The 20,296-nt window shown below is 56.1% G+C and carries 17 protein-coding genes and 2 pseudogenes; 17 read left to right on the forward strand and 2 right to left on the reverse strand.

Annotation, left to right across the window (positions count from 1 at the left end; translation table 11 throughout):
• Window positions 1-196 precede the first annotated feature (196 nt).
• The 7 genes and pseudogenes from JMF85_RS28060 to JMF85_RS12745 all read left to right on the forward strand — a co-directional run.
• A pseudogene (locus tag JMF85_RS28060) lies at window positions 197-654 on the forward strand (glycoside hydrolase family 52 protein); the annotation flags it as partial.
• A gap of 390 nt (window positions 655-1,044) precedes the next feature.
• Window positions 1,045-2,844 carry a Na+/H+ antiporter gene (locus JMF85_RS12720; RefSeq protein WP_201318325.1) on the forward strand — a complete coding sequence of 600 codons (1,800 nt, stop codon included), beginning with the start codon at window positions 1,045-1,047 and terminating at the stop codon, window positions 2,842-2,844.
• Window positions 2,845-3,138: 294 nt separating this feature from the next.
• Window positions 3,139-3,827, forward strand: a pseudogene (locus JMF85_RS12725) (DNA alkylation repair protein).
• Window positions 3,828-3,904: 77 nt separating this feature from the next.
• The gene (locus JMF85_RS12730) at window positions 3,905-4,873 is read left to right on the forward strand and encodes a D-2-hydroxyacid dehydrogenase (RefSeq protein ID WP_054797943.1); all 969 of its coding nucleotides are present in this window, start codon (window positions 3,905-3,907) and stop codon (window positions 4,871-4,873) included.
• 139 nt (window positions 4,874-5,012) lie between these two features.
• Window positions 5,013-5,990 (forward strand): LacI family DNA-binding transcriptional regulator, encoded by a 978-nt coding sequence (locus tag JMF85_RS12735; RefSeq protein ID WP_201318326.1) that lies wholly within the window; start codon window positions 5,013-5,015, stop codon window positions 5,988-5,990.
• Between the two features lie 197 nt (window positions 5,991-6,187).
• Complete coding sequence (locus tag JMF85_RS12740) at window positions 6,188-7,645, forward strand: glycoside hydrolase family 32 protein (protein ID WP_201318327.1); 1,458 nt, start codon at window positions 6,188-6,190, stop codon at window positions 7,643-7,645.
• Window positions 7,646-7,664: 19 nt separating this feature from the next.
• Window positions 7,665-8,627: a carbohydrate kinase family protein gene (locus JMF85_RS12745; RefSeq protein WP_155613857.1), complete on the forward strand. Its 963-nt coding sequence runs from the start codon at window positions 7,665-7,667 to the stop codon at window positions 8,625-8,627.
• A gap of 102 nt (window positions 8,628-8,729) precedes the next feature.
• Here the strand turns inward: JMF85_RS12745 and JMF85_RS12750 are convergent, their stop codons facing one another.
• Window positions 8,730-8,903 (reverse strand): hypothetical protein, encoded by a 174-nt coding sequence (locus JMF85_RS12750; RefSeq protein WP_155613858.1) that lies wholly within the window; start codon window positions 8,901-8,903, stop codon window positions 8,730-8,732.
• A gap of 517 nt (window positions 8,904-9,420) precedes the next feature.
• Between JMF85_RS12750 and JMF85_RS12755 the strand changes: the two genes are divergently transcribed.
• From JMF85_RS12755 to JMF85_RS28650, 9 genes are all read left to right on the forward strand, one after another.
• Window positions 9,421-9,624, forward strand: a complete 204-nt coding sequence (locus JMF85_RS12755; protein ID WP_141334428.1) for a hypothetical protein — start codon at window positions 9,421-9,423, stop codon at window positions 9,622-9,624.
• A gap of 28 nt (window positions 9,625-9,652) precedes the next feature.
• Window positions 9,653-10,852 carry an ornithine--oxo-acid transaminase gene (locus JMF85_RS12760; RefSeq protein ID WP_054800353.1) on the forward strand — a complete coding sequence of 400 codons (1,200 nt, stop codon included), beginning with the start codon at window positions 9,653-9,655 and terminating at the stop codon, window positions 10,850-10,852.
• Window positions 10,853-10,938: 86 nt separating this feature from the next.
• The gene (locus tag JMF85_RS12765) at window positions 10,939-11,889 is read left to right on the forward strand and encodes a proline dehydrogenase family protein (RefSeq protein WP_230875907.1); all 951 of its coding nucleotides are present in this window, start codon (window positions 10,939-10,941) and stop codon (window positions 11,887-11,889) included.
• Window positions 11,890-11,894: 5 nt separating this feature from the next.
• Window positions 11,895-12,812 carry an arginase gene (rocF, locus tag JMF85_RS12770; protein WP_054797955.1) on the forward strand — a complete coding sequence of 306 codons (918 nt, stop codon included), beginning with the start codon at window positions 11,895-11,897 and terminating at the stop codon, window positions 12,810-12,812.
• 160 nt (window positions 12,813-12,972) lie between these two features.
• Complete coding sequence (locus JMF85_RS12775; protein WP_372813497.1) at window positions 12,973-13,722, forward strand: GTP cyclohydrolase II; 750 nt, start codon at window positions 12,973-12,975, stop codon at window positions 13,720-13,722.
• 548 nt (window positions 13,723-14,270) lie between these two features.
• Window positions 14,271-15,941 carry a thiamine pyrophosphate-binding protein gene (locus JMF85_RS12780; RefSeq protein WP_127607438.1) on the forward strand — a complete coding sequence of 557 codons (1,671 nt, stop codon included), beginning with the start codon at window positions 14,271-14,273 and terminating at the stop codon, window positions 15,939-15,941.
• 26 nt (window positions 15,942-15,967) lie between these two features.
• On the forward strand, window positions 15,968-16,366 hold the full coding sequence (locus JMF85_RS12785; protein WP_054797939.1) for a carboxymuconolactone decarboxylase family protein: 399 nt from the start codon (window positions 15,968-15,970) through the stop codon (window positions 16,364-16,366).
• A 105-nt stretch (window positions 16,367-16,471) separates the two neighbouring features.
• Window positions 16,472-16,831, forward strand: coding sequence for a transposase (locus JMF85_RS12790; RefSeq protein WP_127607436.1), 360 nt, complete (start codon window positions 16,472-16,474; stop codon window positions 16,829-16,831).
• A 337-nt stretch (window positions 16,832-17,168) separates the two neighbouring features.
• Entirely contained in the window at window positions 17,169-17,357 is a 189-nt protein-coding gene (locus JMF85_RS28650) for an IS3 family transposase (RefSeq protein ID WP_201318328.1), read from the forward strand.
• 90 nt (window positions 17,358-17,447) lie between these two features.
• On the opposite strand, the gene JMF85_RS12800 is transcribed toward JMF85_RS28650, so the two are convergent.
• The gene (locus tag JMF85_RS12800) at window positions 17,448-19,073 is read right to left on the reverse strand and encodes an ATP-binding protein (protein ID WP_127607434.1); all 1,626 of its coding nucleotides are present in this window, start codon (window positions 19,071-19,073) and stop codon (window positions 17,448-17,450) included.
• A 310-nt stretch (window positions 19,074-19,383) separates the two neighbouring features.
• Here JMF85_RS12800 and JMF85_RS12805 point away from each other — a divergent pair, with 310 nt between their 5' ends.
• On the forward strand, window positions 19,384-20,241 hold the full coding sequence (locus JMF85_RS12805; RefSeq protein ID WP_397375990.1) for an SDR family oxidoreductase: 858 nt from the start codon (window positions 19,384-19,386) through the stop codon (window positions 20,239-20,241).
• The last annotated feature ends 55 nt before the right edge of the window (window positions 20,242-20,296 follow it).

Consider the following 20,296-nt stretch of genomic DNA (forward strand, 5'->3'; position numbering starts at 1 on the left):
GTTAATAATGTTCACATAAATTGTATACCAATGTATACGAACGCGCAACTTTTTGAATGATCAGCCGAACCGATCGATCCGTTCCAAGGGATGCTGGCATCACCAAAGTCGTAAAAAACTAACCATTTAATTCCAGGTAGCCCAGGAAGATCCCGGACATCAGAAGCACGTTTGCTACTTGATCCGCAAGGGAAAGGGGCTCGACAGCTCCCGCACGATGGTCGGTGCGGAAGATACGACAGCCGATAGCTTGGACGTTTTTGACGAACGTTTTTTTGTCGGGCTGGCAAGAATCAACATGGACTTGGCGGGTAAAAGCTGAACCGCCTACTTTGCCTTGGAGAAGCTGTTCGGCGCGAACAGCCGATTCGGCTTCTATATCGCAGCTTTGCGCAAGCACCTCGCAACCGTGCTGGTCGAAGGCGTCCGCCTGTTCCCGGACGGCGGTTGGAAAATATCCTCGACCAGCAACACTTCCCGGCCTGGCCAATATATTTGTGCCCTATCATCGCATGCCGCCTGCTCGGTTGGACTTGGGAACAGACGGGCACGGCAGCGGACGCGGCCCATGTGAAGGGGCTGACGCACGAAACATTGTCGTTCTGGAGCTGGAACGGGCAAATCATTTCCGGGGAAATTATGGGCAGTAAATAGGATTCTCGCGGGGTTACCGGCATTTTATGGCGGAGGAAACGGCGGAAGCGGTATAACAAGCAGCATAAGCGTCTACGTGTTCGCTGATCGAGGGATGTGGCGAGAGGGTCAGTGATTATCAAATTCATGTTAGAGATGTGGAAGATATGTCGGGCGGCTGAGCCGTTTAGTCCGCTCGCTGCGTAGGCCCGGCCGACTATGTAGTTGGATTACAGAACAAATGTTCCCTTAAATTCATTTTGTCCGAAATGCCCAACCTCGCGCCCCCGTCCCGGACACACGGCAACCGCGCACCCCGCGCTCCCGTCCCGGTACGTTTTTCTTATTTTGGTTTAAATAAATGATAGTGCCCATGCAGGGTTCGAGCTTACACAAGAAGGGGGATTCGAGATGGAGCTGTTTATCGATATTCTCATCCTGCTCGCTATTATTGTGGGTTCCGTCATCGTTCACCGGTTCTTGCCGGCCGTGCCGCTTCCTCTCCTTCAAGTCGTTCTCGGCTGTCTGGCCGCGTTATCGCCATTCGGCATTCACGTTCCGTTGAATCCGGAACTGTTTCTGGTGCTGTTCGTCGCGCCGCTGCTGTACCATGACGGCAGAAAAACGCCAAGGGACGAGCTATGGAAGCTCAAGGCCCCGATTCTGCTGCTGGCGCTGGGTTTGGTGTTCGCGACGGTGTTTATTGCCGGGTACGGCATACATGGTTTGATCCCTTCCATTCCGCTGCCCGCTGCCTTTGCGCTGGCGGCCATTCTCTCGCCGACCGATGCGGTGGCCGTAGGCGCCATCTCCCGCCGAGTTCATCTGCCCAAGAGCATCCTTCGTCTGCTCGAAGGGGAGGCGCTGATCAACGACGCATCCGGCATGGTCGCTTTCAAATTTGCGATAGCCGCCATGTTGACGGGCGTGTTCTCCCTGTCGGCGGCGAGCTTAAGCTTCGTGTGGATGGCAATCGGAGGAACGGTGTGCGGAGCGGCTTTATCGTTCCTGATCATTCGTCTCCGGGTGCTGATCCGGCGTCTGGGCGTGGAAGAAGCGACGCTACAAACACTGCTCCAAATCGTTACGCCGTTCTTCATTTACTTGACCGCAGAGGAACTGCACGTATCCGGCATTTTGGCTGTCGTCGCGGGCGGCATCGTGCATGCGATCGAGCAGGAACGCGCCGAATCCTCCATGCTCAAGCTGCAAATCGTATCGGCCAGCACCTGGTCGGTTATTTTATTGATGCTGAACGGACTGGTATTCATCATGCTCGGCCTGCACATCCCCGGCGTCACCGCTGTTATTGTTGAGAGCGGGGCTTTCGACATCAGTCGGGTGCTCTTGTATGTGGCAGTCCTTTCCTCCGGGCTGTTTGCGCTCCGGTTTCTGTGGATTTATGCAGGCTGGACGGGAGCCTGGCTGCTCGGCAGCCGTAATAAGATAACCAAGCCGCAGCTGAAGCCGGCTCTGCTGACCGCTTTATCCGGCGTCCGGGGCGCGATCACGCTGGCCGCAGCGTTCTCCATTCCTTATACGCTGCAGGACGGGTCGCCCTTTCCCCAACGCGACTTGATTATTTTTATGGCGGCCGGGGTTATCGTATTCACGATGGTAACCGCAAGCTTCGTGCTGCCGGTGCTCATGAAGACAGAAGACGACGCTGCCGAAGCGGAGCAAGAGGAGATCGGACAAGCGGGCGGCATTCGCATCCTCCAGGCGACGATCCGTCTGATCCGCGAGGAACTGTCGGTTTGCAGCGAAGCGGCTGCGCTATCGGTCATCTCCGAAGAACGGGAGCGCAAAGTGCTTCGGGAGTCGGAAATCCGGCTTATCGGCATTCAGGCAGAGCGCGAGGAGGCGGGCAGCTTATTTCAGAACGAACGCATTTCCCGGGAGACGGCTTATAAGTTTGAAGAGCTGCTGAATCAGTTGGAATTGCTGTTGACACCAGGGACGCCCTTTCCGTCCGCGCCCTCCGTCCGCGACATGGGATCGTTCATCTCGGGCTTGTTCAGCTTGTATCAGCCGAAGCATTGGCTGGAAGCGGTCCGCGCTCTACGGGAGGAAATCCGCGATTTGGTGGATTCGGGCAAGCTAACCCGTGAACTGGCGGGACGGCTTCTCCGTTGTCTCGATCAGGTGACGCGATCCGTCGGGGAGCATAACGACCCTTCATTTCGGCGGCAGGGAGAGGGACGGTTGTAGAAGGTGCTGATCCCGCGGGATTATGGTATTGGTTTTAGCCGGGGAGTGAAAACAGCTCCTGGCCAGCATTGAATTCGCTTGTCTCGAGAGGATGGGCAAAAGCTGAACGTGCCGGTCTACAAGCTGCTGGGCGGCAAGCGGAGAGACCGGGTTTCATTCGCAAGCTGCCTGTTCTTCTGAGGCGATGGAGCGGGAGCCACGAAAGTGGCTCTTTTATATGATTTGGATACTTGGGAGATGGCCGGGAGTGTGATAGGATATAACTAAACTGCGCCTTATAAGGAAGTGGTTAAGTTGACTTTGGAAGAGGTTATGAGCAAGCTTGAAGCCATGGGAACGGAACAAACGAAAAAAACGTTTTTTCGTCACGGGGCCAAAGAACCTTGCTTCGGTGTGAAGATCGGAGATTTAAAAACGTTGGTGAAGCAGGTTCGCAAGGATCAGGCGTTAGCGCTGGCGTTATACGATTCCGGTAATCATGACGCGATGTATTTGGCCGGGCTGTCGGTAAATCCGAAACAGATGGGGAAGGAACAGCTTCAGACTTGGGCCAGGCAGGCATACTGGCATATGCTTGCCGAGTATACGGTGGCGGGCGTAGCGGCGGAAAGTCCGTTCGCGCTCGATCTGGCGAGGGAATGGCTCGATTCGGACCAGGAGCTGATCGCTGCGTGCGGCTGGAGCACGTATGCGAACTACATCTCGATAACACCGGACGAGCAGCTGGATATCGCGGAAATCCGCGGTCTGCTGAAGCGGGTGCGGGAGACGATTCATGAAGAGCGTAACCGCGTGCGTTACACGATGAACGGCTTCGTTATCGTGGCAGGCACCTCGATTGCCGCTAAGTGGCGGAACAAATCGGCAAGGTCCATGTGGATGTAGGTGAAACCGCTTGCAAGGTGCCGCTCGCCACGGCATACATCCGCAAAGTAGAAGCGCTGGGAAAGACCGGAATCAAGAAGAAGACTTGTATTTGTTAAACCAGGCCTTATAAATAAACCGTATAAGGGATGGTAGTTCAAGAAAGAACAGGAGCTTCAGGGAGGAGAAAACGTTGATGAACATCGTGGTACTGGACGGTTATACCTTAAATCCGGGGGATTTGAGTTGGAGTGAATGGGAGAAGCTGGGGCGCTTGGTTGTATACGACCGCACCTCTCCGGAGGAGATTGTGGATCGCGCTTATGAAGCGGAGATCTTGATTACGAACAAAACGCCGCTTTCGGCGGATACCCTGGCCCGCCTTCCCAAGCTTAAGTATATCGGCGTATTGGCGACGGGGTACAATGTTATCGATACGGAGGCTGCCCGTCAGAGGGGAATTCCCGTAACGAATGTGCCGACGTATGGCACGCAATCGGTCGCCCAATTCGTATTCGCTCTCCTGCTGGAGCTCAGTTCGCAGGTGGGGCGGCATGACGAGGCGGTGAAGCAGGGCGAGTGGTCGCGCAGTCAGGACTTCTGTTTCACCCGGTCGACGCTGGTCGAATTGTCCGGGAAGACGATGGGGCTGGTCGGGCTGGGCCGGATCGGCGGTCAAACGGCCCGGATCGCCCGGGCGCTGGACATGCGCGTGCTTGCCGCAGGCAGCGGCCGGACGACTCCGCCGCCGCATGAAGACGTCGAGTGGGTGCCGCTGGAGCGGCTGCTGGCCGAATCGGACGTCGTCAGCTTGCACTGCCCGTTAACGCCGGCTACCGAGCGCATGATCAATGCCGAGCGCATTGAATTAATGAAGCGCTCCGCCTTCCTCATCAATACTTCGCGCGGCGCGCTTATTGATGAGCAGGCGTTGGCTCAGGCTCTGCACGCCGGACGTATCGCGGGCGCTGCGCTCGATGTGTTGGCGGTCGAGCCGCCGCCGGCCGAACACCCGCTGCTTACCGCGCCGAACTGCATCATTACCCCTCACATTGCCTGGGCCACTCAAGAAGCGAGAGCCCGATTAATGGCAACGGCGGTCGACAACGTCCGATCGTTTATGAACGGGGTTACCGTGAATGCCGTCAATAACCTGGGCGGCTAGCCGGGAGGGAAGGTTCGTAAGCCTGTGCCTTGCCAATAACGGCGGCATATGAGGCCAGCTTGTCCTTTACCCAAGGATCATTTTCAGGTATGTTTGGCATAAGCCATTTTTTGAGGAGAAGAGGAGACACGTACGGCGTATGGCAACCATTAATGATGTAGCGTTAAAGGCAGGGGTTTCGGTAACGACGGTTTCGCGCGTATTGAACAATCGGGGTTATATTAGCGAAGCGACGCGGCGTAAAGTATACGAATGCATGGACGAGCTTGGCTATCGCCCCAATGAAATCGCGCGCTCGTTATTGAAGAAGCAATCGAACCTGATCGGGCTGATTCTGCCGAGCGTGTCCCATCCGTTCTTCGGTGAGCTGGCGACGCATCTGGAGTACTACGCGCATCAATACGGATTTAAGCTGCTGTTGTGCAACTCCTTGCTTGACCCGAATAAAGAGCGCGAATATATCGACATGATGAAACGAAACCGGGTCGACGGCATCATTATGGGCAGCCATACGTTGGAAGTCGGGGAATACAAGCATATAAACCGGCCTATCGTGACCATGGATCGGCGGATCGGCGACAACATTCCATTTGTCGCTTCGGACAATTACCGCGGCGGCGAGCTGGCGACGAAATTGTTGGTCGGGAAGGGCTGCAAGAAGATCGCGCATATTTGCGGAAATTTAGAGCTTAATTTGCTTGCGAATCAAAGGAGCGAAGCGTTTAAGAACGTCGTCAACCAGAGCGGGACCGATCATGTCATGATCCAAACGGATATGAACGTGTTCGACCAAAGCCAGTACGAGCGTATTATTGAAGAGCTGCTGCAGCAGCATCCCGACATCGACGGCGTGTTTGCGACCAGCGATATCATTGCGGCTTTCGTGGTGCAAATATGCCGGCGTCTCGGGAAAGACGTGCCGCGCGACGTACGGGTCGTCGGATATGACGACGTCAACGCGGCTTCCTGGATGTTCCCCTCCTTATCTACCATAAGACAGCCGATTGAAGAGATGAGCCGATTGGCGATTGACCTTATTCAGCGGCAATTGGACGAATCCGAATTCGACTATCACAACATTCTTCCGGTCGAATTGATCGAACGGGAGTCTACGTAACCGGAATGAAGACTAGACGACTGCGCTAAGAACGGGACTACGGGGCATTGATGCTTCGCAGTTTCGTAAACCGTATGATGTCAAACGATTGACATGTCAAACCTTTGACATCTATAATGGCCCTTATATTCCCCTTGTTCAATGTGCAGGGCTCCTTAAATAAATATAAGACGCAGCGCGATCGGAAAGGATGCATAATGACCTATACCGTAGAGAAAGCAAACCGCTTTATTCGGGAAAACAAACATCAGCTGCGTTCGGACTTCAGGCTGCATTACCATTTCATGAGCGAATACGGCTGGATGAACGATCCGAACGGGTTTATCCATTATAACGGAACGTATCATTTGTTCTATCAATATCATCCGTACGAGGCCAAATGGGGGCCGATGCATTGGGGCCATGCGGTGAGCGGCGATCTGATCCGGTGGGAGCACCTGCCGGTCGCTCTCGCGCCCGATGAAGCTTATGATCAGGGAGGCTGCTTCTCCGGCAGCGCGATCGAGCATGAGGGACGTCTGTACTTGATGTATACCGGGCATGTCGAGACCGGACCGGATAAGGACCGGGACTACCGGCAAGAGCAGGCGATCGCCGTGTCGGAGGACGGGGTGACCTTCGTGAAATGGAAGGATAATCCTGTCATTGCTGCCGGGGCGATTCCGCTGGGCGTGAGCCGCCAAGATTTCCGCGATCCGAAGGTGTTCAAGCGCGGAGACGCGTATTATGCCGTGCTCGGATCGAATGACGGCGCAGGACACGGGTTGATTTTGCTGTATCGATCGGCGGATCTGGTACACTGGGAGTATGTGAACGTCATCGCGAAGAGCGATGGAACGCTGGGCGATAACTGGGAATGTCCGGATGTGTTCGCGCTCGGCTCGAAGGACGTGCTGATGATGTCGCCTCAGCGGGTGCCCGCGCAAGGGGACGATTATTGCAATTTGCATTCCACGACGTATATGGTCGGGCACTTGGATACGGACGATGGCCGCTTTCATTATGACGCGTATTATCCGATCGATTACGGCTTCGATTTCTACGCCCCGCAAACGACGATTGACGCACAAGGCCGCCGTGTTATGATCGCCTGGATGGATATGTGGGAATCGTTGATGCCGACGCAGCAAGGACATCACTGGGCGGGGGCGATGACCGTTCCGCGCGAGGTGCTGACGGACGGCGACCGTCTGGTGTTCAAGCCGGTGGACGAGATCGAAGCGTATCGGCAAGCCCCTTACGAACTTTCAGATGTTATACTGAAGGGGGAGCGGGTTCTGGAGACGCAAGGAGACCGTTATGAGCTGAAGGTTGTGATCGAGGCCAAGGGTGCGTCGGCGTTCGGAATCAAGCTGCGTACGTCCGGTCGGGAGGAAACCGTGCTGTCCTATCATGCGGAGGAGCGGCAGTTCCGCTTCAACCGCGATCGTTCAGGGATAGGACCGAAAGGGGAAAGAAAAACGTCCATCGAGCTGGAGGACGGCAAGCTTAGTTTGCGAATCTTCGTCGACGTCTCCTCTGTAGAGGTGTTCCTCGGGAAGGGGCATAAGGTGATGACCGGCCGTATTTATCCGAACGAACAGGCGCGCGGAATTGCGTTATTCTCCGAAGGCGAGTGCAGGGTCGTTTCGTTGACGAAATGGGATATCGGTTAATATTTAGGAGGGACGTTCATTGTCTATCGTGTATACGATTGGGGAAGCGCTGATTGATTTTATTCCAACGGAAAAGGGCATCGGGCTGAAGGATGTGAGCGGGTTCGAACGGGCTGCCGGCGGGGCTCCGTTCAATGTGGCGTGCGCGGTTGCGAAGCTCGGCGGCTCAAGCTCGTTTATCGGCAAATTGGGCCGCGACGCGTTCGGGGATTTCCTCGTCGAGACGATGAGCGGCATAGGCGTGGATGTGCGTCATGTGCTTCGAACCGGCGAAGCCAAGACGGGACTTGCCTTCGTCAGCTTGAGCAGCGACGGGAACCGGGATTTCTCCTTCTACCGCAATCCGAGCGCGGACATGCTGCTCGCCGCGGACGAGATCGGAGGGATTCCGTTCGGGAACGGCGACATTCTGCATTTTTGCTCGGTCGATTTGATCGAAGCGCCGGTGAAATATGCGCACCTTCAAGCGATTGAAGCGGTGAAAGCCATGGGCGGCATCGTCAGCTTCGATCCGAATGTGCGGCTGCCGTTGTGGAGCAGTCCGGAGGCGTGCCGGCGGACGATTCTGGCGTTTCTTCCGAAAGCGCACATCGTGAAGATCAGCGATGAGGAGCTAGCCTTCGTCACCGGGCTGGAGGACGAGGAACAAGCGATCGCCTCGTTGTTCACGGGCGACGTCCGGCACGTGGTGTATACGAAAGGCGCAGCCGGCGCCGTCTGGTATACGGCGGACGAACGGGTCGCCGTCCCGGGGCACTCCGTTACCGTGGCGGACACGACCGGCGCGGGAGACGCCTTCATCGGGGCGCTGCTGTATCAATTGCATACGCGCGAATTACCGGTGAACGGTCTCGAACCGGGCGTCATCCATGAGATGCTGGCTTACGCGAATGCGGCGGGCGCGATCGCAACGACGCGTAAAGGCGCCGTATCTTCGCTGCCGGGGAACGAGGACGTGCTGCGGATGCTTGGAGGCGTGTAGCCAGGCGGCGGTCAACCTGGGCCGCCTGGCTGGAATTGCGAATCCGGGTGTACGATCGCCCGGATGCCATGGCCAGTGATCCCGCGGCATCCATGAACGGCTTCAATCCCAAGGTTTGGGCTGCGTTTTTGTTTTCCTGAGGATGCGCAGCTTCTGCCACCATTTGCGGTGCTTTTTGCTTTCTTGATACGTTCTGAGCTGCTGCATGACCAACTTGGCGCGATCTTCGCCTTGGTACTTGATTCGGATTTCCTCATAAAAGCGGTTCGGATCCATCGTATTCGATCACCTGTTGTCCTTATAATGTGCGTAAATAGGTATGTTTTTCCTCAAGGAACGTGTGTTCTCATTATACTTCGGTTGAAGAGCGACATGCAAATGGGCGGACGCCGGACCAGCCGCGAATACGTACTGTCGAACCGCCTGCTTTCCTGCCGGGGAAGCGGGCTATTCGTATGCAAGGGGCTGCGTCCCGGTCCGTGTGCCGTATTAAGCCGGGGAGACCGGGGGAGGAAAGACAGCTCGGCCTAGTGAATACAATACCTGATAGAGGGGTACTTCCTGGGATATCGTGTTTGTTTGTGGCCAAACAAAACATCGATACGTCAGGCGGCTGCGCCTTTTTTCTGTCGCTACATACCTGTGCTGGAACAGGCTTGGCACTTCAGGGGCACGAGCATAAAAACATCACGAAGCGGAAATGTCGATCATATGATGTAATAAAGTCTGAAAATTCCAACATTTCATTAATCGCGAAAAACGGTATTCCATCATCCTGAAGGAGTAGGTGAACGTGATGGCTGACTTGTCGGTGCCGCTGTCTTTTCCCCGTTCGCGGCAGGAGCAGTTGGAATGGTTGAGACGTTGGAAGGGTCAAGCGTACATGGACGATCTCAAGCCTGAGCTGTTAAGCGACGCGGATGTATCGAGGTTGTTCCGCTCCGTTTATTTGGGCTTCCTGAAGCTGGAGGAGGCGGCGGACGAATTGATGCTCTAAAGCCAAGAGGAAGAGAGGAGGGGACGGCATGAACCGTTCCGAACCGTTCATTCGCAAGGCGGAGCTGTACGGAGCCGCCAATTACCATCCGCTGCCGATCGTCATCACACGCGCCGAAGGCGTTTGGCTGGAGGATGCGGACGGCAGGCGTTACTTGGATATGCTGAGCGCCTACTCGGCTGTGAATCAGGGGCACCGGCATCCGAAAATTATTCAGGCGTTGACGGAGCAGGCCGGACGGGTCACGTTAACGTCGCGGGCGTTTCACCACGACCTGGCCGGAGACTGGTACGAAGCGGTATGCCGCTGGACGGGCAAAACGACCGTGCTTCCGATGAACACCGGGGCGGAGGCGGTCGAAACGGCGATCAAGGCGGCACGGCGTTGGGCGTACGAGGTCAAAGGCATTCCTGATTCGCAGGCGGAAATCATCGTGTGCCGGAACAACTTCCACGGGCGCACGATTGCCGTGACCTCCGCCTCCACCGAGCCCGCATACCGGGCGGGCTTCGGTCCGTTCACGCCAGGCTTCGTCACGGTGCCGTTCGGCGACGCCGAAGCGCTGCGGCAAGCGATAAACGAGCGAACGGCTGCTTTCCTGTTCGAGCCGATACAAGGCGAAGCCGGGATCATCATTCCGCCTGCCGGTTATTTGCGCGAGGCCGCCGCTTTATGCCGCAGTCACGGGGTGTTGACGATCGCGGACGAAATTCAGACGGGGCTCGGCCGGACAGGGAAGAAGTTCGCCTGCGACTGGGAAGACGTGCAGCCTGACGTTTACGTGCTCGGTAAAGCGCTTGGCGGCGGCGTGCTCCCGGTATCCGCCGTTGCCGGGGACCGTGAAGTGCTCGGCGTCTTCAATCCGGGCTCGCACGGCTCGACATTCGGCGGCAATCCGCTGGCCTGCGCCGTTTCGCTGGCCGCGCTGCAGGTGCTGGAGGACGAGAATCTGGCCGAACGCGCCCGGACGTCAGGCGTTTGGCTGCTGGAACGGCTCAAGCAGATCCGCTCGCCCCTGATTCGGGACGTCCGCGGTCAAGGACTGCTGATCGGGATAGAGCTTCAGGGGCCGGCCAGACCGTACTGCGAGCGCTTGATGGAAGCCGGATTGCTCTGTAAAGAAACGCACGATCGCGTCATCCGGATAGCCCCGCCGCTGACGATTCGGGAGGATGAGCTTGATTGGGCGGCAGATTGCGTAGAAGACGTATTGACGGAAAGGAGCTGACGGCGTGAATCCTTACTCCCGTAAGGGCTTGTCAAGGTTGACGCCGCTTAAGCTCATTTCCGAATGCTGGTAAGGGAGGCGCCCGTATGCTGGATCCGATGCTTCGACGAAGCGTACTGACCGTGGCGGAGCTTGCTCCGGTCCGGTGGCTCTTTGAGAAACACGGCATGAAGTTCGGCGTCGATCGATTCATTGCCGGAGAATCGCTGCCCGAGGCGCTCGCCCAAGTGAAAAGGCTGAACGAGCGCGGACTGCTGGCTACGCTCGATCTGCTGGGCGAGAACGTATCGGATGCTCGTCAGGCCGAGCAAACCGCCGCCGCCATTGCGGAGCTGTTCCCGGTCATCGAACGGCATGGGCTGCGCGCGAACGTATCCGTCAAACTGACGCAGCTCGGGTTGAAGACGGATCCTCGACTATGCTTGAAGCTCATGGAACGCATCGCAAGCGAGGCGGCCGCTTGCCGGAATTTCGTGCGGATCGATATGGAGGACTCTTCGGTCACGCAGGCGACGGTGGATTTGTTTCGCCAGCTGCGCAGCGGTTTCGGTCCGGAACGGATCGGACTCGTTCTGCAATCGTACCTGTTCCGGAGCGAGCAGGACGTCCGGGAGATCGGAACGCAAGGGACGAACCTGCGCATTGTCAAAGGCGCTTACCGCGAACCGCCCGATGTCGCGTATCGCCGTAAGCGGGAGGTGGATGCGGCCTACGTCCGTCTCGTTCGCGCCCACCTGGAGCAGGGCGGGTACGCGGCGGTGGCGACGCATGACCCGCGGATGATCGGCAGCGTGCTTGAGCTGACCGAACGACTGGCCGTTCCCCGGCATCGGTTCGAATTTCAGATGCTATACGGGATTGCCGTCGATTTGCAGCGGAGCCTGGCGGATGCCGGTTATGCCGTGCGGGTTTACACGCCGTTCGGCCGTCATTGGTACCCTTACTTTACGCGGCGCATCGCCGAGCGGCCGGCGAATTTCTGGTTCGTGGCCAAGCATTTGTTCCGGTCTTCATCCGATTATGCAGGACAGAGGTGAGCAGCATGACGAAGCTAACGGGCAGGACGCTGTCCATTATCGGGGTGCCTATGGACTTGGGAGCAAGCCGGTGCGGCGCGGACATGGGACCGACCGCGATTCGCAACGCCGGTCTGGTCAGCCGATTGGAGCAGCTTGGGCACAGCGTTAAGGATGAAGGAGACTTGGTCGTGAAACGGTGCAGCTCCTTATCCGTCCCGGGGACGGCAAGCTCCCTGCGCCATCTGGACGAAATCGCGGCAGTCAACGAACGTCTGTGCGAGGCGGTGGCGAAGGCGGCGGGAGACGGCCGCCTGCCGCTTGTGCTCGGCGGCGATCACAGCATCGCCATCGGCACGGTGGCCGGGATGTCCAGCCGCGTCGACAAGCTGGGTCTCATCTGGTTCGACGCCCATGGCGACGTGAATACCGCCGAGACTACGCCCTCCGGCAACATCCACGGGATGTCCCTGGCGGTTGCGCTCGGCTGCGGGCATCCCCGATTAACCGGGATTGGCGGCAAGACGGAGAAGGTGCAGCCGGAGCATACGGTGCTGGTCGGCGCGCGATCGCTCGACCCCGGCGAACGTGAATTTCTCAAGAAGCGGGGCATCCTTGTGTTTACGATGCGCGATATCGAGCGGCTCGGCATTGAAGAGGTCATGAAGCGGGCGATGGACCGGGCAGCGGACGGTACGGACGGCCTTCATCTGAGCCTTGACCTCGACGGGCTCGACCCGTGCGAAGCTCCGGGTGTCGGTACGCCTGTCCCCGGCGGAATCCGCTTGCGCGAGAGTTTGCTTGCGATGGAACTGCTGGCCGACGCGGGCGTGCTCCGAAGCGCCGAGTTCGTCGAGGTGAACCCGCTGCTCGATCGGCAGAACCGGACGGCTCTGGCCGCGGTTGAGCTCATCGGCGCGTTGTTCGGGGAGAAGATTTTGTGAGTGGGGGCGCTGGCGGGGGGCTCGCCGTGCGGCTGCGTTCGGGCGGGGCTTCAACGCGGCGCGCATATTTTTCAAGCCCAGGGACAAATTGTTAGTATAACATGTTCGGACCCGGTCCGAGGAAGGTGGAATACGATTGATCGCTCACGATATCGCCGCCATGCTGGACGATAGTATTCAAACGGTGGCAGGCTCGAATACGACGAATATTTTGGTCGGACCGATACGGCTGCCGGTCGAGTTGGACGGGGAAACGGTCCTGTTTCAGTGGTACTGCTGGCTTCCGGTTCATGATCCGGCGGCAGCCCGAATATGCCGGGAACAGGCGGATACGGAGCAATTGATCGGACGTCTCTCTTCCTTTAACTTGGCGGAGAAGCAGCAGTCCAGCGTGCTGGTGTACGGTGATTTTGCCGGCGCCGAGCGGGCGCTCATCCGCATGCACAGCATTTGTCACACCGGTGACATTTTTGGCAGCAAGCGCTGCGATTGCGGGTTTCAATTGCATGAATCGATGAAGATGATCGTACGGCACGGAACGGGCGCGCTATGTTACTTGGCTAATCATGAGGGGCGGGGCATCGGCTTATTCAGCAAGGCGATGGCCTACATTTTGCAGGAGAAAGGACTTGATACCGTGGAAGCCAACCTGGAGCTCGGCTTCAAGGACGATGCGCGCAATTATGACGACGCGATCAGCATCCTTCGATTTTTGCGGCAAAAGCCGGTGACATTGATCACGAACAACCCGAAGAAGCTGGAAGCGCTCAAGGCTTCGGGCATGAACGTCGAAGACCGAATTCCGTTGTGGGGTGACATTTCGCCGTATAACGAAAAATATTTGCAAACCAAAGTGGCGCGTTCCGGCCATTGGAGAAGCGGCGCGGGGTGTCCGAACGAAGATGACTAGCCGGTGTCCGAAAGTCAAATCCTTTTGCCGTCCGCCGGCGCATATAACGAATGGAAGAAGTAAACAGTGCCCTTCGCGCCTTCATCTAAGGCGGCGAAGGGTATTTTTATATGTCGAAACGAAGCGGGGGCCCTTCCGGCTTTTCCATTCACGATGGAGCTCATGATTTGGCGAAAAATCGGATTTCTACATGATAAATGTGGAAACATGCATAAAATTTGGAAAATTATCGAAAAAAAGAAGGGATTTTTATCCTAAATGTGGAATTAAATGCTAATCAAAGCTGCCAATCGCATAGGCTTTCCTACTTGGGTCGCATACGATTGGGGTCAAGCGCAGGGAAATCAAGCTTGACCGAATAGGATGTCAAACGGTGTAAGCCGCTATGCATCCGTTCCTCCCGGGGTCGCTCAGCCCGGCGGACCACAAGCATGAGTCGCGCATGGATGCAGGCAGAGCGAGCGCCTGCCCGCCTATTCCGGCTTCCGAATTTAAGCCTGCCTGCATTTCCCCAGTAAGGCATTATAGAGACAGAGGAGAAGAGAGCGATGCGAGTTACTCAAGTACTGGCGGCAAATTTTAAAAAATGGGGAGTCGACCATATTTTCGGCATTCCTGGTAAACCCATATCCCCGATTATGTTGGATTTTGATGCGGAAGGCATCGAGTTCGTCTTGACCCGGCACGAGTCGGGAGCGGGGTTCGCGGCATCCGGCTACGCCATGATGAATCGGACGTTGGGTGTGGCCGTCGGCACGTCAGGGCCGGGCGGAACGAATTTATTGACGGCGGCCGGACAAGCGAAGGCGTATCATGTCCCCTTGTTGATCCTGACCGGACAACCTTCGGCGGAAGACTCGGGAAAGGCGATGGGACAAGACTCGAGTCTATTCGGTACGGATCTGGTGAAAATGTTCGAACCCGTCACGCTTTTCAGCGCACGAGTGGAGCGTGCGGATTTGGTGCAGCGGTATGTGCAGCATGCGATTGAGAAAGCTTGCTCCGGCATAAAAGGTCCCGCGCATTTGTGCATTCCTTTCGACATCTTGACAGCGTCCATCGAACCGTTCTCCATTCCCTTGCCGACGCACATCCCGAAGCTGATCTCGCCGAATCTCGATGATGCGATCGAGCTCATCGGAAACGCGCGGAAGCCGGTTCTCCTGCTTGGCAAAGGCGTCATGGCGGCGAACGCGTATGAGGAGGTGCGCACGCTGGCCGAAAGCTTCCGGCTCCCGGTCATCTTAAGTCCGGGCGGCAAAGGAGCGTTCCCGACCTCGCACCCGCTTTGCCTCGGCAACTTCGGTTTAGGCGGTACGGAAGCCGCGCGGCAGTATTTGAAATCGGGTGTGGATCTGATGATCGTCGTCGGCAGCAAATTGAGCGATATGACCTTGTCCGGGTTCACCCCGGAGATGATGCCGCAGCAGGTGATCCACTTCGATTGCGATGCGACCTTCGTCGGCAAGGCGCTGCCGGTCAAGACGTGCCTTGTGCTGGGTGACGCCAAGGAAAACTTGCAGCGTATGAACGCGCGGTTGAAGAAAGGCGCCGGATTCATCGAGCTGGAGCATACGGCGGCGCAAGCGGCAGCCGCGGCAACGGCCGGAGAGGTCGAGGAAACGCCTCTAAGCGATGCGGAGGCCGGCGTGTTGTCGGCGGTTGACGCCGTTCGTGCGTTGCGCGACGCTTTGCCCTCCGATGCTATCGTTTTTGGCGACGACGGCAGCCATACGTTCTACGCGCTTCAGCATTTCGCTGTCGAGCAAGCCGGGACCTTTGTGTTCGATGACGTGTTCGGCGCGATGGGCCATGCGATCGGTTATGCGATCGGCGCGAAAGCGGCTGCTCCGGACCGCACCGTCGTGTGTTTAACGGGGGACGGCTGCATCATGATGCACGGCACCGAAGTGTCTACGGCAGCCAATCACCGGCTCCCCGTTATCTTCGTCGTACTGAACAACGGAAGGCTGGACATGGTCGATAAAGGGATGTCTTACAATACCGGTCGCAGCGTGGGGGCGATTTATACGGCGCCGCTTGATGCGGTGATGTTTGCGCAGTCCTTGGGAGCGGCCGGCCACCGGTGCTTCGACGCCGATCAGGTGCGAACGGCTGTTACCGTAGCTTTGCGGCATAACGGACCGACGGTTATCGAGATCATGGTCGATCCGTTGGAAATTCCGCCGATTTTAACCCGATTGTTAACGTTAGACTAATGCATGCCATCAAGGAGGAGCTGTCTATGAGCGAAGATCGTTATTTACAAGGCAAACAAGTCATGTCCAAGCTTACCGGACTGGAACAGTTTCCGCCGCTTGAAGCGATTCGCGGCTTTTACCCGGCGTTCGAGGAGCTCATTGTCATGAACGGTTTCGGCGACATCTATACGAGACCTGCGCTGGACGAGAAGCAGCGGGAGCTGATTACGCTATCGTCGCTCGTTACGCAAGGCGCGGTCGATCAGCTGGACTTTCATGTCCATGCGGCGTTGAACGTCGGGGTACGGCCGGTGGACATCGTGGAGCTTCTCATGCATTGCTCCGCTTACGTGGGGTTCCCGAAAGCGATCGGCGCGCTGCAGGTCGTCATGAGGATTTATCAAGAGCGGGGCGTGAGTGTGGAAACGGAAGCGCGCGCGTAACCTGCGGAGTGCAGCCAAGAAGAACCGTCCGTGTTTGAACTGCTACCCTCTATGTAGACATGGCATTAAAAAGCCGAAAAAGTCTACCTAGGGGGTTGTTTTTTCATGTCCAAAAAAGGATCCATCCATCGTAAACATTCGCAGGAGTTTAAAGTAAGGCTTGTGGAACAGCATCTTAAAGAAGGCATATCCATAGAAATACTGGCTGTCCAGCACCAATTAGAACCAAGGCTTATCCGTAGTTGGAGGACAATCTATATCGAGCATGGTGCGAGCGGCTTACAGCCTAAAGCGAAGGGCAGACCTAAGGGAACGCCTGCTATTGGCAGACCTAAAACGACCTTCACTTCCGAGATGGAACGATTACAGTACGAGAACGCGAAACTAAAATTGGAGATCGCACAATTAAAAAAGCTCCAAAATCGCTCTTTTTGGTGGAAAGCAGTCTTTGGAGTGGACGTATGACAAGCTCAAGATCGTTCCTGTCGCTGACTTCAAGTTCCAAAATCTCATTGTTGTAGAGATCAACGAAGACAGACAAGTATTGAACGGTACCGCGACTATACAAGTATGTAACATCGGTAACGATCTTTTCCATGGGGCGTGTAGCAGTAAAGTTCCGATTCAGGACATTACCGACGGAATGATGCTCCGTTCCTACTCTGTGGTTTTGCTTTTTTCGAAGCCTTGCCTGAATTCCTAGCCGCTGCATGGCCTTGAGTACACGTTATTTACTTGTCCACCAGCCATCCTTGCGAAGTCGATCCGTGACACGCCTGTAGCTAAAGCTTGGTCGGATGGAGTGAACCGCCTCCCCGTCGAAAGCTTCTTTGGTTGGTTTAAGAATGAGCTGTACGTAGACTACCGCCCTGGGAGTCCAGAGGAACTACGGGAGGCTGTGTATGTTCATGCGCTCTTTCACAATAACGAAAGGCCTCAATCTAGATTAAAAAACAACGCACCCATTCCCTACAGGAAGGAGTGCGCTTAGCGGCTTTAATATCTCTGTCTACAAAAACTTGACCAGTTCAGAGCGGACGGTTCTTCTTGGCGTATACAAGCGTGCGTAACCTATGCAGCTTTACTTGCTGTACGGCGGCTGCGCTGAGGGCAGCGGAAGCACGACGGTCATCGTCGTCCCGACATATTTCGTAGAGGTGATATCGATCGTGCCGCCATGGTTTTCGATAATGCGGTAGCTGACGGACAGCCCGAGCCCAAGCCCGTTCTCCTTGGTGGAAAAGAAAGGATGCAATATTTGCTTCAGCTCGTTCTCGGTTAACCCGATACCGTTATCTTCGATTCGAATCCGCACATGCTTATCGTCGCGTTCGATGCTGACTTGGATCGTACCTTTCTCGTGTAAAGCTTCCAGGGCATTTTGCAATATATTAATGAGCACTTGTTTGATTTGCGCGGGGTCGGCATGCAGGTAGATCGGTTGACCGCTTAGGGGGTATTGAACGTAAGCGTTTTTCATAATAAACTGGCTTTCCATGAAATGCAGCGTATCTTCGACGAGGGATTGAATATCGATCTGCTTGCGGTCGGGTACGCTGGGCTTGGCCATCAGCACAAATTGCGAAACGAGGTCGTTTAATCCGAGCAGCTCGCTGTACACCATATCGATATACAGCTTTTCTTTCTCCGGGGGGACAGCGCCTGATTTGAACATCTTGATAAATCCGATAATGGACGTGAGCGGATTGCGGATTTCGTGGGCGAGTCCGGCCGCCAGCTTGCCGATGGCGGAATATTTCTCGGCGGCGATAATTTGCTTCTCGAGCATATGGCGCTCGGTAATGTCGCGAAACTGCGCGCACATGCCTTTGGTCCGGCGGTGCTCGTCATAAATGATATAACTGTCGAATTGGCAGACGAGTCCGCCGTTCAGCGGATTGCCGAACGTAATTTCCACATTTTCAAAGGATTTGCCGTGCTGCAGCACTTCAAACATATATCGGCCGAACGGATCGATGTCGAACACGGAGCAGCCGATCAGATCGGCCTTCGCGCTTTGCGTAATTTGTTCGATGAACGGGCTGGATTCCGTAATGCGGCCGTAAACGTCGGTAATGATGATCCCGTAGCGCATATTTTCGATTAATATGCGGTTGAGCAGGTCGAGCTGACGATTATTTTTGATCAGCAGGATCTCCCGTTCGATCGAATCGACAATGTTGCTGAGCAGCGTCAAATAAATCGGGTTGTTCTGCTCCAGAGTAGTCAATAACGAAATCGTTCCCGAAAGCGGGAATATGCTGCAGAAATGAAACGGGACGCTGTAACAAGCCGATTGATGAAGCGCCTGATGGTAGTGCTCTTCCCCGATAATGGCCACCGGCGCGTCGACCTGTAAGGCAAGATGTACCGAATTCGTGCCCATATCTTCTTCGCTGTATTGAATGCCCTTGATGATGCCGAGATCCATGACGGTTTTCTTAATTAACTGGTCGCCGTACATTTCAAGAATAAATCCTTGCTCGTCGGTTAGAACGAGAAGGATCGGGGTGTGCGACAACAAGTGGATGACCCGCCCGGCAAAGAGGCTCATGACGGACAGCAGCTCGTCATATTTCATGCGTCGGTTATATAGTTCACGAGCTGACAGTTTCTTGGAAGGGGATGGAATAAGAGCAGGATTTAATCCGATTTGTTTACAGCGTTCTTGAGATTCCAGTATGGCGTCCATCACATTGTTACTCATTCTTGTCTTTACTCCTGTTCATTTATTCCATAATATGGGTTACCTGTTATATTATATATCGAGATAGTTGAAAAATATGTCAGTTAATGTCGTATCGATAAATATTGTTTGGATGTGAAGTCCGACGAATACGCGCTTGAAAGCAGCGGGAAGGACACCCGCCCGCAGGCGGTTGGCCCGGGAAAATGCGGATCGGCAGGGGGCTGCGCTTGTCCCCTCGCTTGTCCCCTCAGCCCATCCCAAGTATGATGAGAGCAGACGGGATGCCGTTAATGAACATCTGCTGGTTGAAACGGAGGAGGTCATGAAGATGGGCAAGGAGAACCTTGATGCCAAACGGCCCGTAGCGCTCGTCACAGGGGCTTCCAGCGGGTTCGGCCTGCTCGTTTCGGTGACGCTGGCGCGCCGGGGATATCGGGTCGTCGCCACGATGCGTAACGTGGCAGCCCGCGAACATCTGCTGGAACGGGCGGTGCGGGACGGCGTAGGGGAGCTGATCGAAACGATGCCGCTTGACGTGACCAAGCCGGAATCGATTGAGCTGGCCGTCGCTGCCGTAACGGAGCGGTACGGGCGGATCGACGCGCTGGTGAACAACGCCGGCATGGCCGTCGGCGGGTTCGTCGAGGATGTGCCGATGGAGCGGTTCCGCGAGCAGCTGGAGACGAACTTCTTCGGTTTGGTCGCCGTCACGAAAGCGGTGCTGCCGCATATGCGAGAGCGCCGTTCCGGCTGTATCGTCAATGTAAGCAGCATCAGCGGCCGTTCGGCTTTCCCGGGATACTCGGCTTATGCCGCGTCCAAGTTCGCGGTCGAAGGGTTCAGCGAATCGCTGCGATTGGAGATGAGACCGTACGGCGTACGCGTCGTCCTGATCGAGCCGGGCGCTTACCGCACTGCGATTTGGCAGAAAGGCTTTGATACGATCTGCACGTCAGCCACGTCTCCCTACCGCGAGCCGCTCGCGCGCGTCCTGCGTTATTCGCGGCAGGCCGCGCAAGCGGCGCCCGACCCCCGGGAAGTGGCCGATCGGATCGCCGGGGTGGTTGCTTTGTCCAACCCGAGTTTGCGGTACCCGCTTGGCAGGGGCGCCAAAATCGCGCTGCGGGCGAAAGCGCTGCTGCCATGGAACTTGTACGAGCGCGTGCTGCTCCGTATATTGAACTGACTTTGGGCTCATTCATCATTTTGGCGTATACTAACGGATATACATTTTGAACTTT

The organism is Paenibacillus sp. EPM92, from assembly GCF_016586185.1.
In the GTDB taxonomy this organism is placed as follows: Bacteria; Bacillota; Bacilli; order Paenibacillales; family NBRC-103111; genus Paenibacillus_G; species Paenibacillus_G validus.